General features: G+C 60.6%; 15 protein-coding genes and 3 pseudogenes. 17 read left to right on the plus strand and 1 reads right to left on the minus strand.

The genetic code is table 11. The annotated features are described in order from the left end of the window. The first annotated feature begins 138 nt into the window (after nt 1-138). The 7 genes and pseudogenes from C480_RS18585 (at nt 139) to C480_RS18615 (ending at nt 7,971) form a co-directional block, all read left to right on the plus strand. Nucleotides 139-1,485, plus strand: a complete 1,347-nt coding sequence (locus tag C480_RS18585; protein WP_006667178.1) for an FAD-dependent oxidoreductase — start codon at nt 139-141, stop codon at nt 1,483-1,485. A 5-nt stretch (nt 1,486-1,490) separates the two neighbouring features. Then, nucleotides 1,491-2,783 carry a M20 family metallopeptidase gene (locus C480_RS18590; protein ID WP_006667179.1) on the plus strand — a complete coding sequence of 431 codons (1,293 nt, stop codon included), beginning with the start codon at nt 1,491-1,493 and terminating at the stop codon, nt 2,781-2,783. Nucleotides 2,784-2,802: 19 nt separating this feature from the next. Further along, entirely contained in the window at nt 2,803-3,021 is a 219-nt protein-coding gene (locus C480_RS18595) for a YgaP-like transmembrane domain (RefSeq protein ID WP_006667180.1), read from the plus strand. A gap of 7 nt (nt 3,022-3,028) precedes the next feature. Then, nucleotides 3,029-3,658: pseudogene (locus tag C480_RS24805) on the plus strand (class I SAM-dependent methyltransferase). A 101-nt stretch (nt 3,659-3,759) separates the two neighbouring features. Further along, nucleotides 3,760-4,916: pseudogene (locus C480_RS18605) on the plus strand (aminotransferase class V-fold PLP-dependent enzyme). A gap of 42 nt (nt 4,917-4,958) precedes the next feature. Beyond that, on the plus strand, nt 4,959-6,752 hold the full coding sequence (locus C480_RS18610) for a bifunctional metallophosphatase/5'-nucleotidase (protein ID WP_006667182.1): 1,794 nt from the start codon (nt 4,959-4,961) through the stop codon (nt 6,750-6,752). Nucleotides 6,753-6,822: 70 nt separating this feature from the next. Beyond that, nucleotides 6,823-7,971 carry an MBL fold metallo-hydrolase gene (locus tag C480_RS18615; protein WP_049903984.1) on the plus strand — a complete coding sequence of 383 codons (1,149 nt, stop codon included), beginning with the start codon at nt 6,823-6,825 and terminating at the stop codon, nt 7,969-7,971. A gap of 166 nt (nt 7,972-8,137) precedes the next feature. Here C480_RS18615 and C480_RS18620 read toward each other — a convergent pair whose 3' ends face one another. Further along, the gene (locus C480_RS18620; protein WP_006667184.1) at nt 8,138-8,521 is read right to left on the minus strand and encodes a DUF302 domain-containing protein; all 384 of its coding nucleotides are present in this window, start codon (nt 8,519-8,521) and stop codon (nt 8,138-8,140) included. A gap of 110 nt (nt 8,522-8,631) precedes the next feature. Between C480_RS18620 and C480_RS18625 the strand changes: the two genes are divergently transcribed. The 10 genes and pseudogenes from C480_RS18625 (at nt 8,632) to C480_RS18670 (ending at nt 17,667) form a co-directional block, all read left to right on the plus strand. Then, on the plus strand, nt 8,632-9,294 hold the full coding sequence (locus tag C480_RS18625; protein ID WP_006667185.1) for a class I SAM-dependent methyltransferase: 663 nt from the start codon (nt 8,632-8,634) through the stop codon (nt 9,292-9,294). Between the two features lie 218 nt (nt 9,295-9,512). Continuing rightward, entirely contained in the window at nt 9,513-9,869 is a 357-nt protein-coding gene (gene trxA / locus C480_RS18630) for a thioredoxin (RefSeq protein WP_006667186.1), read from the plus strand. Next, nucleotides 9,866-10,909: an NAD(P)/FAD-dependent oxidoreductase gene (locus C480_RS18635; RefSeq protein WP_006667187.1), complete on the plus strand. Its 1,044-nt coding sequence runs from the start codon at nt 9,866-9,868 to the stop codon at nt 10,907-10,909. The genes trxA and C480_RS18635 overlap by 4 nt, the downstream gene beginning before the upstream one ends. 161 nt (nt 10,910-11,070) lie before the next feature. After that, nucleotides 11,071-12,090 (plus strand): NAD(P)/FAD-dependent oxidoreductase, encoded by a 1,020-nt coding sequence (locus tag C480_RS18640; RefSeq protein ID WP_193787815.1) that lies wholly within the window; start codon nt 11,071-11,073, stop codon nt 12,088-12,090. Nucleotides 12,091-12,161: 71 nt separating this feature from the next. Then, a pseudogene (locus C480_RS22480) lies at nt 12,162-12,648 on the plus strand (transposase); the annotation flags it as partial. A 140-nt stretch (nt 12,649-12,788) separates the two neighbouring features. Further along, on the plus strand, nt 12,789-14,399 hold the full coding sequence (locus tag C480_RS18650) for a transposase (protein ID WP_006667191.1): 1,611 nt from the start codon (nt 12,789-12,791) through the stop codon (nt 14,397-14,399). A gap of 489 nt (nt 14,400-14,888) precedes the next feature. After that, nucleotides 14,889-15,470, plus strand: coding sequence for a DUF7342 family protein (locus tag C480_RS18655; protein WP_006667193.1), 582 nt, complete (start codon nt 14,889-14,891; stop codon nt 15,468-15,470). Between the two features lie 3 nt (nt 15,471-15,473). Continuing rightward, complete coding sequence (locus tag C480_RS18660; protein ID WP_006667194.1) at nt 15,474-15,932, plus strand: hypothetical protein; 459 nt, start codon at nt 15,474-15,476, stop codon at nt 15,930-15,932. Further along, a complete protein-coding gene (locus tag C480_RS18665) occupies nt 15,929-17,170 on the plus strand; it encodes a phage integrase SAM-like domain-containing protein (protein WP_006667195.1) in 1,242 nt (413 codons plus the stop codon). The genes C480_RS18660 and C480_RS18665 overlap by 4 nt, the downstream gene beginning before the upstream one ends. 68 nt (nt 17,171-17,238) lie before the next feature. Further along, nucleotides 17,239-17,667 (plus strand): universal stress protein, encoded by a 429-nt coding sequence (locus tag C480_RS18670; protein WP_006667196.1) that lies wholly within the window; start codon nt 17,239-17,241, stop codon nt 17,665-17,667. Nucleotides 17,668-17,733: the final 66 nt, after the last annotated feature.

Below are 17,733 nucleotides of genomic sequence, written 5' to 3' on the forward strand. Positions count from 1 at the left end.
TGGCTGTATCGAGTTCGGCGAAACACGTCGAATAGCGTTTGTTGTCGGCCGGCGAAGCGTTCTTCATGGCCGTTTTTGAATGTGCAATATTGGGAATTGTAAGAAATACTTTAGGCGAGAGCGTGCCAATCTACACGTATGACCGATACGTTCGTCATCATCGGCGGTGACGCCGCGGGAATGAGCGCCGCGAGCAAGGCGAAACGCGAGGACCCGGACCGGAACGTGATCGTCTTCGAGAAGGGCGAGTGGGTGTCCTACGCCGCCTGTGGGATGCCCTACTACGTCAAAGGCGAGGTCGACGAACTAGACGATCTCGTAGCCGTAACGCCCGAAGAGTTCAGAGAAGAGCGCGACGTCGACCTGCGTACGGGCGCAGAGGTTGTCGACATCGACCGTGAGGCGAACCTGGTGACGGTCGAGACCGACGACGAAACGTACGAACAGCCCTACGACGACCTGCTCGTCGCGACCGGCGCGAGCGCGATCAAACCGCCGTTCGAAGGGCTCGACCTCGAGGGTGTATTCACCATTCACGACATGGACGAAGCCGACGCCATCGAGGACTACGTCACTGCCCACGGACCCGAGACGGCCGCGATCGTCGGCGGGGGCTACGTCGGCATCGAGATGGCCGAGGCGCTGTCGGCCCGCGGAATCGACGTGCACCTCTACGAAATGCTGCCTCACGTCCTCCAGCCGTTCGGCGAGGCCGTCGCCGAGGTCGTCGAGGATCACCTCCGCGAGCAGGGGATCGAACTGCACCTCGAGACCCCTGTGTCGGGCTTCGACGGCGCTGATCGGGTCGAAACCGTCGAACTCGAGGACGGGACCGTCGACGCCGACGTCGCGATCGTCGGCGTCGGCGTCGCGCCCAACACCGACCTCGCCGAGGAGGCCGGAATCGAACTCGGACCGACCGAAGCCATCGAGACCGACGAGTACGGGCGTACGAACGACGAGAACGTCTACGCGGCAGGTGACTGCGCCGAGGCAACTAACGTCGTGACCGGCGAACCGGATCACGTCCCGCTGGCGCTGACCGCCAACCGCGCGGGCCGGGCGATTGGACAGACCGTCACCGGCGATCCCACGCCGACCGGCGGTACCGCCGGAACCGCGATCGTGAAGGCGTTCGACCTCGGGGCCGCTCGGACCGGTATCATCGACGAAGACCGAGCGCACGAGGCTGGGTTCGATCCCGTTTCCGTGACGGTTTCGGCGTCGACCCGCGCTCACTACTATCCCGACGGCGCGGAACTCACCGTCACGCTGGTCGCCGACCGCGAGAGCGGGAAGCTGCTCGGCGGCACCGTCGTCGGCCGCGAGGGTGCGAAGCGCATCGACACGGTCGCGACGGCGCTGACGAGCGGAATGACCGTCTCCGAACTGCAGAACGCGGACCTGGCGTACGCGCCGCCCTTCAGCCCCGTCTGGGATCCGATCCTCACGGCGGCGAAAGTCCTCTCGGGGAAACTCGAGTGACGGCGATGACCGACGAACTCGAGACCTACGTCGCCGATCACCGCGCGGACCTGATCGACCTCGCGCTCGAGCTGTTGGCGATCGATACCGCGAACCCGCCGGGCGACACGCGCGAGATCGTCTCGCTGCTCGAGGAGTCCCTGTCGCAGCTCCCGGTCGACGTCGAGCGGTTCGCGGTCGATCCCGCGAAGCCGAACCTCCTCGTGACGCTGCCGGGCGCGAGCGACCGAACGCTGCTGTACAACGGGCACCTCGATACGGTGCCGTTCGACCGCGACGCCTGGTTGCACGATCCCCTCGGCGAGCGCGTCGACAACCGGGTCTACGGGCGCGGCGCGACGGACATGAAGGGTGCGATCGCCGCGATGCTGTTCGCAATCCGCGCGTTCACTGAGACCGACACCGAACCGCCCGTCGACCTCGCGTTCGCGTTCGTCAGCGATGAGGAGGTCGGCGGCGCAGGGCTCCCCGCGTTGCTCGAGGCCGACCGGCTCGACGCCGACGCCTGCGTCATCGGCGAGCCGACCTGCGAGAGCGACCGCCACTCCGTAACGGTCGCCGATCGGGGCAGCATCTGGCTGACACTCGAGGCGACTGGCGAGAGCGCGCACGGCTCGCGGCCGGTACTGGGCGAAAACGCGATCGACCGGCTCTACGACGCAGTCACGACGCTACGAGAACGGTTCGGCGTGCGGCGGCTCGAACTCGAACCCGCGCTCGAGCCGGTCGTCGACGAATCGATCGCGTTCTACGAGCCGATGATGGGCGCCGAGACCGCCCGCGAACTGTTCGAAACGCCGACGATCAACCTCGGCGTCCTCGAGGGCGGGGACGCGATCAATAGCGTTCCGCGGGCCGCCCGGGCGGAGATCGATATTCGATTGACCGCCAGCGTCCGGACATCCGACATCCTCTCAGAGATCCGAGAGTGTGTCGCCGACTGCGAGGGAATCACAGTCGCCGACGTCTCCTGGAGCGTCGGCACTGCCGAACCGATCGACAGTCCGCTCGTCGAGGCCGTCGCCTCGAGCGCCGAAGCAACGACCAGCGAACGGGTGTACCGCCGGAGCGCGACCGGCGGTGGCGACGCGAAGAAACTTCGCAACGCCGGCGTCCCGACAGTGGAGTTCGCGCTCGGGACGGATACCGTGCACGCGGTCGACGAGTACACGACCGTCAACGCGCTCGTCGGAAACGCGACGGTGTACGCGCGCCTGCCCGAAGTATGGGCGTCCGCAGTCGACGGGACGGGTCCGTCCGATCCCCATGCCTCAGCGTGGGATTCGGGAAACGCTTAACCCACGATAGTTCTTATTTGTGGGTATAAAGCACAATATTGGATGGAGAGATCAGATCGCCCGCGCGGTCGGCGGTGCGGGACTGGCTGCCATCGCTATTGCAGCGCTCAGCGGCGCGCTTGATGTCGGAACAACGCTCAGTGCCGTCACGCTGATGATTGGGGGCATCCTCCTCGGGACAGCGCTGACTCAAACCTGCCTCCTGTACCGAATTCTGGGATTCGACACTGCCGCATAACCGAACCATGGATACAGAACGATTCCAGAACACGGGACAACCCGATTGGGACTGGTGGGGAAGACTGTGGCCGACGCCGGGGGCGACACTCCGCCGCCTGGGAATCACCCCTGATCAGACGGTCGCGGAGGTCGCCTGCGGGAACGGCTACTTCGCGCTTCCCGCGGCCCAGATCACGGATCCCAACCCAGTCTACGCGCTTGACCTTGAGGAATCCCTACTCGAGGAGTGTACCCACCTCGCCGAGCGACAAGAGATAGAGAACGTCGTCCCCATTCACGGCGACGCGTGACGGATGTCTCAGTTACTCCCGGAGCGAGTCGACGTCGTCCTGGTCGCGAACACGTTCCACGGCATCGATGACAAACGGGCGTTCGTCGAGGAAGCAGCAGAATCACTCCGACTGGGCGGGCGATTCGTCGTCGTTAACTGGTACGATCGGCCGTGCGAGACGACCACCGTCGCGGGTGAGCCGCGGGGACCGCCGACCGACCTTCGGTTGTCGCCCGACGACGCAGCGGCCGCCGTGCTAGAGTGCGAGACGTTTTCCCTCAAGGAGCGGATCGAACTTCCGCCCTATCACTACGGGCTGCTGTTCGAACGAACGACGAGTGATTCGCCGGACGACGATAGATAACTGTTATCCGTCGACCGGTAGCGAAATTCGCGTTCGGCCGCTCGGGACAGTATTTCATAGTATACCCAAGATTATTACCATCTGATTCCGTAGGAAGAGGTATGAAGCCGAGCACGACGATGACGCCGACCGAACTCAGGGCGGATATCCCCGCCTTACAGAAAGGGGCCTATCTCAACTTCGGCGCTCACGGTCCCAGTCCGAAATACGTCGTCGACGCCGCCGACGAGTTCGTCCGCGAGCACGAGTACGAGTCGCCGGTCGGGGACCACCCCTACGAGACGGCGTTTCGAGCCTTCGACCGCACTCGAGAGCGAGTCGCGTCGTTCGTCGGCTCCGACCCGGACGAAATAGCGCTCACCGAAAGCACGACGGCCGGGATCAACGCCGTCGCCAACGCGATCGACTGGCAGCCCGGCGACGTCGTCGTGCGGACGGACCTCGAGCACCCCGCCGGAATCCTCCCGTGGCAACGCCTCGAGCGAGAAGACGTCGAGGTCCGAGTCGTCGAGACCGAAGCTGGTCGCGTCGATCTCGAGCGCTTCGCCGAGGCCGTCTCGGATGCCAGACTCGTCTGCTTCAGCGCGGTCACGTGGACCCGCGGGACGCGGCTGCCGGTGACGGAACTGGTCGATATCGCCCACGACGCGGGTGCGCTCGCGCTCGTCGACGCCGTGCAGGTCCCCGGACAACTACCAATGAACGTCGCGGAGTGGGGTGCTGATGCGGTCGCTGCTGCCGGCCATAAGTGGCTACTCGGGCTGTGGGGCGGCGGCTTCCTCTACGTCGACCGTGACGTCGCTGAGGGTTTCGATCCGCGAACGGTCGGCTATCGAAGCGTCGAGACGCCATCCGACGATCCCTACAAGTACGCAGCCGGCGCACGTCGGTTCGAAGTTGGGTCAGCGAACCCGGCACCCCACGTCGCGCTCCGGGAAGCAATCAACGTGATCGATGAAGTCGGGATCGACCGGATCGAAGACCGCGTCCGCCGTCTCGCCGGTCGACTAGTAGACGGTGTCCCCGCTGACCGTCTTCTCAGCCCCTCAGTGCCGGAGTCGGGGCTCGTGACCATCGATGTTGACGATCCGGCGACGACGGTCGAACGGCTGGCTGCCGACGGGATCGTCGTCGAGCACTGCCATCTCCGACCGCCGTTCGAGCGTCCGTCCACGCAGTCAATACTGCAAACGACATCGATCGACTGCTCGACGGACTGGAGCAAGAGTGGGAATCGCGGGAGCACAATGCAGGGTAACGACTTGAGTACATGCTCTCGTAGGACGTGAAAGAGCATCGCATGGATCTCGACACGGAATACATGGAGGAGTGGAAACGGCTCGACGGATCGGACGCGGCTGACCGCGATCAGGGACAAGCACCGGATGTGGTCTGTCTCCACGTCAGCGACCTTCACGGCCAGCTCGTTCCCGAATATCACGTCTACTACGATAATCCCGAATCGAACCCCGATTTCGACTTCGGTGGCGACGACCGGATCCTCCGGCGCGGCGGCGGGATCCCGCTGTTGGCCGGCAAACTCAAAGAGATCCGCTCGGCTACCGATGAGACGCTTACGCTGATGAGCGGCGACACGTTCCACGGCACCGCGGTGACGACGTACACGAAGGGCAGGGCGATGCTAGAGCCGATAGCCGAGCACGTCGATCCGGACGTGTACGTTCCGGGGAACTGGGACTTCGGGAACGAGGCCGCCGAGGACGGGAACCTGCGGGACCTGATGGACGAACTCGAGGCGCAGGTGTTAGCGAACAACCTCTACGGGCCAGATGCGGACGGGTTGCTGTTCGACCCCTACACGATTGAACGTGCGAACGGCGTCGACGTCGGAATCGTCGGGATGACGAACGTCTACGTCGACCGTATGGCGCCGGCGTTCCATGAGGGAAAGTACCGGTTCGGAAAACACCCAGCGTTGCTCGAGGAAGCCGCAGAATCCGTACGCAACGAGGGTGCCGATGTCGTCCTCGCGGTCACCGAGATCGGACTGCCGTGGGCCGTCCAAGCGGCGAAGGACATCGAGAGTATCGATGTTCTGTTCAGTGCGCATACTCACGAGTACACTCACGATCCGATCCTGATCGATAAGACGGAGACGCTCGTCGTCGAATCAGGAACGGGCGACGGACTCGGCCGCGTGGACCTCCACATCGATGACGACGGCGTCGCATTTCGCCACATCCTCTATTGTCTCGCCGAAGACCACGACTACACATCCGACCCGGCACCGGTGGCCGAACGGACGGTTGCGGATATTCGATCGCCGTTCTTCGACGACGAAACTTCCTACGAGCGAGGAGACGGAACCCTCGAGCGGCCGCTGGACACAGTCGTCGGGAGGACGGAGGGGTCACTCGATCGACAATCGTTCCTCGAGAGCGACTGGAACGCGCTGTTCGCCGACGCACTACGAACGTACTTCGGCACCGAATTAGCGGTCACCCACGGCTTCCGTTACGGTCCGGCAGTTCCCGCCGGCAAGATAACGCTTGAGCACCTATATCAAGCGTTTCCGATGACCGCACCAGTGGCCCGCGGCGAGGCGTACGGTCAGCAACTGCTGAACCACATGGAGGCGTTCCTCACTGACAACTTCACACCGTACGTTTACGAGCAAGAGGACGGTCGTGTCCGGAACTACTCTTCGAACGTGGAGGTGATCATCGATCCGACCGCGAAACGCGAACGCAGACTCGTCGGTCTCGTCGTCGACGGAGAACCGGTCGATCCCGAAGCGCACTACTCGATTGCGACGTTTACCCGCCCCGGTGATCCCGAACGGGATCTCGGAAACTGTGGCTTCCCGTTCCAAGATATCGACATTGAAGACGGCGTCGTTCCGGTTGACGTTGTCGTCGACTACCTCAAGGACTACTCGCCGATCGATTATGAGGAGACGACGCTCGTCCAGACGCCCGACAACGGCGGATGGGTCCAGAATACGCCCGCTGACGGACCGTACCCGTACGTCCAACCGGGAGTTGATTACGCCGGCGGAGATGAGTACTGCGAGACGCGGTTAATCCCAACCGGGACCCGCTTCCCCGAGAGCGGACGAAATCCGTACCGGTAGCCGAGGATGCCTATGCAGGGATGAGAACTATCGGCGGCCTCGCACCAGATAGTATTGTAAGGTGATTCCAATGGTGAACCAAATTTCCCCTGAACGGCTCGCGGATATGATTGACTCAAACGAGTCGTTCACGCTCGTCGATACGCGCCCTGAAGATAGTTACGACGGCTGGCGTATTCACGGCGCCGAGAACATCCCGTTCGGTCCGGGCAACGAGTTCGGGGACGAGGAACTCGAGCGCGTTGAGGAGGCCAAAGACGGAGATACAGTAGTCGCGATCTGTGGAAAGGGGCTTACATCGACGCCGTTCAGCTTCGAACTCGAACAACACGGCTACGACGACGTGTCCGTCGTGAAGGGCGGCATGGAGGATTGGAGCAAAGTCTACGAGGTCGTTCCCGTCGAGACCGAAAACGACGACCTCGTCGTCCTGCAACTACAGCGACGGGCGAAGGGCTGTCTCGGCTACGTCGTCGGCTCGAGAGACGCCGAGTCGGCCGTCGTCGTCGATCCGACGCGACAGACGGACCAGTTCAAAATCGTCGCCGAGGAGGCCGGGCTGACGATCGAACGCGTCCTCGACACCCACGTCCACGCCGACCACATCTCGGGTGGATCGAAACTGGCGGCGGAGCTGGACGTCCCCTACCATCTCGGAGAACACGCGAGCGAGCGGGGCGTCGAGTACGACTATGAACCTCTTGCCGACGGCGAGGCGATCGAACTCGGCGAGATCGAGATCGAAACGCTACACACGCCGGGGCATACGACCGAGATGGTCAACTACCTCGTCGACGGCGAGGCGCTGCTGACCGGCGACACGCTATTCGTCGAGTCCGTCGGCCGGACGGAGCTTCAATTCGGCGACGAAGACGCGTCCCGCGGTGCCAAACTGCTGTACGAATCGATTCACGACACCATCCTCGAGTTACCGGATAAGACGCGGATCCTTCCGGGCCACGTTTCGGTCACGGAGGACAACCAATACGAGGTCGGCTCGCCTGGCGAACTGATCGGCGCTCGACTAGGTGACCTCCGCGACAACCTCGACCTACTGGGACTGGACGAGGACGAGTTCGTGGACCGATTGGTCGACAATGCGCCCGACAAGCCACCGAACTACGAACGCGTGATCGAGATCAACACGGGTTCGGAGCCACCCGAGGACGAGTCCGAGGCGACGGAACTCGAGTTAGGGCCAAATAACTGCGCGGCCTAGTTCGCGCAGTCAGACTCGAATCGGTTCTATACGGTCGATCATCGGTTCCGTGGCACGTCTTCTACATTAGAATCCTTCCAGTCACCTCCTGCCTTGTTCTCTTTGCGAAATTCGCCCTTCGCTTGGGACGACAGGAGCGACCATGAACGGCTGCACCGGACCCGAACTATAACGACTCGAGAACGCGTTCGAAGCGCTCGTAAGCATCGTCACCGATCGGGTCGAGTTCGTCGTCGTCAGTGACACCGATCAGACGCTGCGGGTCGACCGCGCTAACGACGATGCCGTCGTCATCGTTGTACACGACGACGTTACACGGGAGCAACGTCCCGAGTTCGAGATCGTGCTCGAGTCCCTGATGGGCCAACTGCGGATTGCACGCACCCAGGATTCTATACTGCCGAAAGTCCTCGTCGAGTTTCTTTTTCAGCGTTTCCCGGACGTCGATATCGCAGAGCACGCCGAACCCCTCGTCCTCAAGGGCGTCGATCGTTTTCTCGACGATGTCGTCAAACTCGCCGTCGACTTGTGTACGAAGCGTATAGGACATACTGTACGACTGATTTCGAGAACGGTCGTAGTTGGGGTAGCAACAGCAAGCCTGCAGCACGTGCGTCAGTTTGAGGAAGACTGTAGTCCGTCCACGATGAAGGGCTTACTATGGTTTCTCGTCGTACCGTACGAGCGATCGCTGCCCTGCTCGGACTCACGCTGCTAGCCGGACTCGGATACGCCCTTCGGTGGCGATCGAACCCATCACCGTGCCCGTACGCCCAGCGCCACGCGATCGACTTCCCGCGTCCGGTCATTACTCGCTCCCGGCTGCGCGACGTACTCAAGCCCCAGCCCAGTGAACGTCTTCTCGAGGTCGGACCGGGAACCGGCTACTATACCGGGATGGTCGCACGGGCAATCGAACCGTCGGGGACACTGCACGCCGTGGACGTCCAATCGGAGATGGTCGAACACGTCCGAACGCGAATGCGACAGGAAGGGAACCCGAACGTCGAACCGATCCGCGGCGACGCACGATCGCTTCCGTATCCGGACGACACGTTCGACGCTGCGTATCTGATCTTAGTCCTCGGGGAAATTCCTGACCAAGAGCGAGCCCTCGACGAACTCGAGCGGGTTTTGAAACCCGACGGTCGACTCGTCATCGGTGAGTCTCTCCCCGACCCGCACTTCGTCGGGTTCGAAGGGCTGCGACGCCGTGTCGAACAGCGGGGACTGACGTTCGACGCGCGCGTCGGAACGCGAGTTGGGTATTTCACCCGCTTTGACGCGGGTATTTCAGATCGGTCGGCCGACTCTGTCGAATGAGCGGTTGTTAGGTTACTGTGCAAAACCGATCGGGACGGTTCGACCGACGAAAGCGTTGTCACGTCTCTTCAATCATCCTCACCGAACCTCTACTTAGCGCGGTCCACGGATCGGTTCGTTCGTCGTAGTGTGGAGAATGAAGACAGCCTCGACTATGGCTCTTATATTGTGCAATTCTCACAAAACCTTTAAACGCTATCAGTCCATACGTAGTGGTGATGGCAACTGATGCACGCGGTGCCTCCGGAGAATCGCTCGACGAACCGATCTACATCGACGGGAGAAGCCACCTCGAGGACGTCACGACGGCGCACGACGTCGTTCTCGTGGACTTCTACGCCGACTGGTGTGGCCCCTGTCAGATGCTCAATCCCGTCCTCGAACAGCTCGCGGACACGACCGAGGCCGTAATCGCCAAGGTCGATGTCGACGAACACCAGCAACTCGCGGGCTCGTTCGGCGTTCGGGGTGTGCCAACGCTAGCCCTCTTCGCTGACGGCGAGCAGGTCGAACAGCAGTCCGGCGCGCTGCCGGAAGACCGACTCCGTAGCCTGATCGAGAGATACACCGAATGAACAAGGAAACAGACACGACCGCGGATGTTCGCAACGTAGTGATCGTCGGTTCCGGCGTCGCCGGCCTCTCCGCGGCCGTCTACGCCGCGCGGGCCGACCTCGAGCCGCTGGTGTTCGAGGGTCCCGAACCGGGCGGCCAACTGACGCTGACGACCGACGTCGAGAACTACCTCGGCTTCCCTGAGGGCGTCGGTGGGATGGAGCTGATCCAAAACGGGAAGGACCAGGCCGAGCGCTTCAGCGCTAAGTTCACTCACGGCACTGTCGAAAACGCGACGCTCGCGGAGCGGCCGTTCGAACTCGAACTCTCGAACGGCGACACGTTGCAAACGCGTGCGCTGATCGTCGCGAGCGGCGCGAGCGCTCGCTGGGTCGGCGCCGAGAACGAAGACGAACTGATGGGCTACGGGCTCTCCACGTGTGCGACCTGCGACGGCGCGTTCCACCGCGGTGACGACGTCCTCGTGATCGGCGGCGGCGATTCGGCGATGGAAGAGGCGCTCTTCCTCGCGAAGTTCGCCGATAATGTGACGATCGTTCACCGTCGCGAGGAACTGCGCGCCTCCGAGATCATGGCCGACCGCGCCCGCGACAACGAGACCATCGAGTTCCGCTGGAATACGGAACTCGAGGCGATACACGGCTCGCAGGAGGAGGGCGTCACCAGCGCGACGCTCGTCTCGCATCCCGACGGCTATCCCGCGGAGAAGGCCGCGACCGGCGTCGACGTCGACCGAGAGACCGTCGATGTCGGCGGCGTGTTCTACGCCATCGGCCACACACCGAACACCGAATTCCTCGAGGGGACCGCCGTCGACCGCGACGAGAGCGGCTATCTCCGCACCCGTACGGACGACGCCGGCCGCGCGACGACCGAGACGGCGGTCGAGGGCGTCTTCGCCGCCGGCGACGTCGCTGATCCGCACTATCAACAGGCGGTCACCGCTGCCGGAACCGGCAGCATGGCAGCACTCGATGCCGAAGCGCACCTCGAGACGCTCGAGCGAACGGAAGAGGCCGCATTTGAGATTCCTCTGTAGCTGGAAACATGCATTCTACGAATTATTAGATTAGGAACGGCTGCTCAGTAAGTCTATAGAATTCAAGAACGAGAGCTCACTCGCTGGCTTTGTCACTGTATCCACAATATCACGCCGATTTCGAACCACCATTTTATGTGTCGATATCGGACGAAGAGACGATGGCTACTGATTCAACTGTTCACGATTACGAAGTTCTCGTCGTCGGAGGCGGTCCGGCTGGAATGACCGCAGCGCTGTATACGACGCGACTCGGTCATCGAACGGCCGTCGTCGATCGAGGTGGTGGACGCGCAGCGATGATGCAAGAAGTCCACAATTTACTGGGTGTCACGGAGGAGACATCCGGGAACGAATTTCTCTCGGTCGGGAGAGACCAACTTCGAGAGTACGGGTGCGATATCCACAATGATCTACTCGTCTCCTGCGACAGTACTGAGGATGGTTCGATCCGTCTCTGCGGGAATAATGCTGACTATCGCGCAGAGTACGTTGTTCTCGCGACGGGATTCAACGATGTCCGCCCAGAACCGCCACTACCGCGGACCGGTCGTGGACTCCACTACTGCTTGCACTGTGATGCCTACATGTTCGTCGATGAACCCGTCTACGTCATGGGATACGGGGAGAGCGCTGCACACGTAGCTGCGATCATGCTGAACTTCACCGACGATGTTGATCTACTCACTCGCAATGATAGCCCTGAATGGAGCGACGAGACGGCAACGATGCTCTCGAACCATCCGATCGATATCATTCACGAGGACATCGCTGGCGTTCAAAACGACAAAGATGGCTGGTTAGCAGCCCTTGAGTTCGAAGATGGCATGGTTCGCGAGTATAAGGGTGGCTTCGCCATGTATGGTGCCGAATACAACAACGGTCTGGCCCGCAACCTCGGCTGTGGTATCAATGATGATGGGACGGTCGTCGTCGATGATCACGGGCAGACAACAGTCGATCGCGTCTATGCAGTGGGAGACTTGACACCTGGGCACAATCAACTCCCGATTGCATTGGGCGAAGGAGCAAAGGCTGGTATTTCATTGCATTTTGAGTTACGTGAATTTCCCCGTGATCTCGACGTCATCGAGAAACAGGGTCCAGTCCGTTCCGATGAAGTTCCTGGGATTCCCGACGAACTTCTCGAGCAAGAAGTCGACTTCCACACATATGACTGAATGACTGTAGAATTGTTCTATAAGCACTATTGTCGGATTGGGATATATTAAATATACTTACATATTTGGTGGCTGGGCACGACGCCATGCTATTCCACCGTGAGAACGGCAGCAAGCACTACTACCGCCGGACAAACTATCGCGCTCAAACACTGAAAGCGACCACTCTCGTTGACACGGCGATGCAAGCTATCCTCGACGTTCACTGTACGACCGGGAAACCGCATGATACACAGTTCGGCTGGCGGGTCGCCTGCCGCAACACAGGCGATCTGCACAGCCTCGCCAAAGGCTACGACTGGATGCAATTACGCGAAAACTCAGAGACGAGGGCATAAGACCACTGATCAAGCATTGAATCTTCCGGCCCATCGACCCGCGCGTTGTGCGCGTGGTCGATGGGCCTCGTTACCGCCAGCGATCGATGTGTGAGGCCCCTTCTCGGCGATCAAGCGCACGCACGGCGTCGCTGTGCGTGCGCAAACCTGGTATCAAGAATTTCGAGAACTCGTCATGAAATGTGTCGTCAACAACATCAAGCGAGCGGTGACACAGTGAAATCAAGCATTGCATGGCGATTCACCAGAACCCGTCGTTCCATTTCCAGAATACGTCTTGAGTCAACAAATTCATGAGGAACGGGACACGACAGGTAGGATCCTCAACTACTTCTACCACCCCGATACAATCGTGAATCGATGGCTGACTCGCTGGATCAGCTCTCGGACCATGCCTGCCGAATGACTGATACCTGTACGGGAATCGAAATTACTGAACAGCTTCAAGCAGGCAACTCGCTGCAATCGAGCATCGCTGAGAGTACGATTCGAACCGAATATCTCGATGACAGTTATCCAGAGTGGCACCCTGCCCCGGACTCGTTTCTCGGGATGGTTCGACTCCTCATCTACCGGGAAATCACGGGTGAGAGCTATCGAGCGCTGGCTCGGTATCAAGAACTTGCCGAACTATTCGGGCTGGATCACATCCCTGATGAATCTGTGCTGTCTCGAACATGGCGCAATCGCTTCAACGACGGTGTCCGAGAGTTCGTTCGGAGTGCTTCCCACTTCGTCGTCAAAGAGGTCCACGACCGGGAGTTCTCAGCTCCTGCTGTCCGGCCGAAAAGTGAGGTTGTCGACGAGAAAAATCGTTCTCCCAAGGACGATGGGGCAGCTGGTCGAGGATTCACTGACAAACAAATCCACCGAACCACGCGCCTCGCACGAGACCACGGCTTCAACGAGTTCGACTCGGGTCGCGCCGCGAATGCTACGTATGGGGACACGCAGTTCTTCGAGTTGCAAACGTTCATGGGGATGGTCGGCTGTGGGACATCACAGGGCGCAGCACGCTTCCAATATCGGCGTGGGACCGACTACGGTCCACACGGGGATACTCACCTCCGAGCAATCAAGCAATTTGATTTGGAGACACTCATCGACGGATTCGATGAGGCGACTGACCGGCTGGTTTCGGTCATCGCATCTGAAGCGTCGTTTCGCCGGCCGGTAGCAGCCGCGATCGACATCACGACCATTCCATACTACGGCGACGTTGAGGGGATGTCGATGGTTAGCGGGACGAAAGAGCAGGAGCGTCGGGCGTTCAAATTCGCGACTTTGTCGATCGTTGGGCAGAACATCCCGCTGGTACTCGGTGTAGAACCGATTCGAGAGAGTTCGGAATGGGACAGAAATCCACCGAACAAGATTCACCGTGTCGTCCGACGCCTGGTGAAGCGAGCACAGGAACACGTCCCCATCGAGACGGTACTCTGTGACCGCGAGTTCGATTCCCAGCAGGTCTTACAGACGTGTTCGAATCTCGGAGTGAACTACCTGATCCCGAAACGGATCAACAGCACGGAGCGGGAGGTCATTGAGACGATGGACGACGACGAACAGGAAGTCGCCGTGGAATCGGCCTCCGTCAGCGTCGAAACAGGAAGCCACTCGATGCGGTTCGTGTATGTACCGTCGACGAAAGGCGATGGAACAGCTGTCTTCGCGACGAATCTTAAGGTTGAACCGGACGAGGCAGAGACGTTCTGTCGACGGTACAGCCGCCGCTGGCAGATCGAGAACGAATACAAGAGTATCAAGCATGACTTCCTCGCGAAGACCTCGTCGAAGGACTATCGGGTACGGCTGTTCTACTTCGTGTTTGCCGTGCTGCTGTACAATATCTGGCGGCTCACCGACTTCCTGCTGAAAGCCGGTGTTGACGGAGAGATGGACTACGCACCGATCTTGACCGCCGGCGAGTGTGTAGAGCTAATCGTCTCGGCGTTGATTCCGCCTGACTAATCGGCTGCATTCTCACCGAGGTAGCTGTATGGGAGTGGAAACGCTATTCAGCAACTCCAAAATTCGAGCTTCATCTTGCCAATTCGCCCATATGCATTCAAGACTGTCTCATATTGGCGAATAATCTCGATGATTGGGGAAAATTCAATCTAAAGCTGACCTATCCTCCGAAACTCTGCAGAATGAGGAACGAGATTTTGTATAGCGATATATGATATATATTCTCCTGTAGTGCGGAATTCCGGCGCTAAGAGACTTCAGTTCCACGAATTCTCCCGATGGGCCGAATACAGAATTTGGTCCTGATTATGCCCGTAATCACGACCACTTTGAAGTACCCCGACGCCGTCTGTGAAGCACGAATGCTGCAACCGCCTCACGACGCCGCTTCCCCGGGGTAGAGCCGTCGAGACCAGGGTTCGAGTTTGCTCTGGCTCTCCTCAGCCAAGGTAGAAGCGATGGCGAAGGATGCAATTCGATATAGAACTAATGACCTCAACCTATATTAAGGCAAAGCCCGAACTGTGTTGTATGACCGAAGACGAATCGAACTCCGAGGGCCTGATGGAACGCCAGACCACGGGTGAAGACCGCGTGCGGATGACCGCCCGGCAGCTGTCGGAGCCGCGGACGGCAAACTGGATCGCCTCCGAAGCGGGCTGGTCACACGAACCAACTATGCGCGTCCTCGAGCGACTCGTCGACGACGGCATCCTCCACCGTGACGAAAGCGGTACTCACACGACGTATTACCCTGATTACCGCCGCCAAGCGATGCAGGAGGCGATGCGCCTCCGAGATAGCGGACACACTGTCGAGGAGCTTACGGACCGGCTCGCCAATATGAAGACGCAGATTCGCGACTGGGAGGACGAATTCGGCGTTGAATCACCGAATCAGCTTCGTGGGACGCTCGCTGACGAGTCCCTTGCCGGTGACGAGGAAGACCGTCGCCGTGAGATTGCCCGCGAGTGGGAGCACCTTCAACGGCGTATCCAGATCGTTGGCTTCGCCATCCGCGAATGGGACTTCCTCGCTCCGACAACAGAGCCTGCCGAGGCCAGCAGCTAACGGATGTCGGTCCCGCATCCAGGTGGTGGCCCGAACGCGAACCTATACGCCCAGCTGAAGCGAGATGTCCTCGACCGTGTGCCACAGATTTCGGCGGTCGAGTTCGTACCTGACGATATCGAGGCCAAGGAGCTGCGGGCGGTTTTTGATCCAGCCCGCTTTGATCCCCCAACGGGCCCTGATTCGCCGGAACTGACCGTCAAGTGGTATCGACAGGACCCACACGATTGGTTCCGTATCAACTACACAGACCCGAACACGAGCTTTCACGCCGGCTGGCACCAGGACGAAGACCATCCCGATCTCGGACAGACGCATTTCCAGTACTCAGCTGCCGATACGGAGGACCGCTGGGGGATCACATTTGAACACGAGACTCCTTCCCTGATCCTCTGGGAAATCGTCGAAGCCCTCCTCGAGGATGTTCGTCCGACTTACCAGTACGCGAACGAGGAACCATGACTCCCGATAAGACATCCCGAGAGCGCGCTGAGCAGTCACTTGCGAACTCTTTCGAGCGCTACCTCCAGGACAAGGGGAAAGGCCGCGGTGGGGACGGTGGGAACTATCGACGAAACGCTGCACGCGAGCTCGAGCGGTTCGCCGAGTGGGCCGCCGGCGACCGCGGCGCCGACGACTGGACCGGGATCGTCCCCGACGATGTCGACCGGGAGCCGACCTTCGAAGACCTCGACGAGCGAGTGTTCCGCGAGTACGCGCGGCATCTCGGGGGAGATCGGGGACTCAAGCAGAACACCGTACAAACCTATTACCGCTATATCTCTGCGTGGTGCGGGTGGTGCGTCAACGAAGGGTATCTCGAAGCGCATTTCGCGCAGCGGGCGAGTGCGATGGCGCCGCTGCCGGAGGACGACGGCCGCAAGCCCGGCGACCAGCAGGCCTGGACGTCCGAACAGCGCCACGCCCTCACCCGCCACGTCGACGAACGGGCCCGCGACGCCGTCGAGGCGTACACGACACTCCCGGAGGATACTGGCCCCATCGACAAGCAACGAGCGCGCTACGCGGCGCTGAAGGCGGCTCGTGACCGGGCGCTCGTGTTCGTCCTCGCGTACACAGCTGTCCGCGTCGGCGAACTCCTCCGGGACCCGAACGACCCGCGCCGACGCGGCGTTCGCTGGGAGGATCTCTCGCTCGACGACGGCAGTATGGACGTCTACCGGAAGAAACAGCAGTGGGACGCCGCGAGTCTCCCCGACCCGGTGATCTCGCCGCTGCGGAGTTACCGCCAGCTGATGGACCCGCCGACGGAGCGCTGGCCGGTGTTTCCGACGTTCGACCAACGGACGCTCGCAGGACTTATTCAGGAAGAGCTAGCCGAACGAGGGGAACGCCCGGAGGCGATTACTGAGTACCGTGACGAATACGCTCGCGACCTGCTGCTGGCACTCGATGAGGACATTCGGCCGCCGTCGATCACGACGGACGGCGCACGGTCGATTCTCCAACGGCTCTCGGAGGCCGCGGAGATCGACATCGACCATCCGAAACACGATTATCTTGCTCCGCACGGTGGACGACGTGGCATGGGTGAGGTGCTTGTCCGCGCGTTCGGGTACACGGTCGCAGCCCGGTATCTCGATAACTCGGAGGAGATGGTTCGGGAGCGATATTCGCACATCGAGGCCGGAGAACTCGGCGACGTCGCAACAGAGGCGCTCTCAGAGATTGATGGGTAATTAACGGTACTCCCAGGCACCGAGTTTTCGGCACTACACTCTTGTCAGTACCTCTCGAACTATTTCGTATGCCTGACAACGTTCTCGTCCCCTTGGACGGCTCCCCGCTTGCCGAGCGTGCACTCATGTACGCACTCGAGACCTTTCCGAACGCCACGATCACCACAATTTACGTCATCAACCCGATCGACTCGGTAATCGATGTAGAGGCCGGTGGCTTGCCAGTCGCAGAGGACTGGTACGATGCCGCCCAGGACCGGGCGACCGAGATTCACACGACCGCGACGGATCTTGCGGCAGAACACGATATTGTGCTCGATACTGTCACTGAAGTCGGGAAACCAGCGCGTGAGATTCTCGACTACGTTGCCGACAACGGCATCGATCAGATCGTTATGGGTAGCCACGGTCGGTCAGGCCTAGACCGGACGTTCCTCGGAAGTGTCGCCGAGACAGTCACCCGCCGAGCACAGATCCCGGTAACAATCATTGGATGAGATTCTCGACCCGGATACCGAAATCGGGATCGGACGAAGACTCGCGGCCACACCTAAAACGTGAAA

Origin of the sequence: Natrialba aegyptia DSM 13077 (assembly GCF_000337535.1) — an archaeon.
GTDB lineage: Archaea > Halobacteriota > Halobacteria > Halobacteriales > Natrialbaceae > Natrialba > Natrialba aegyptia.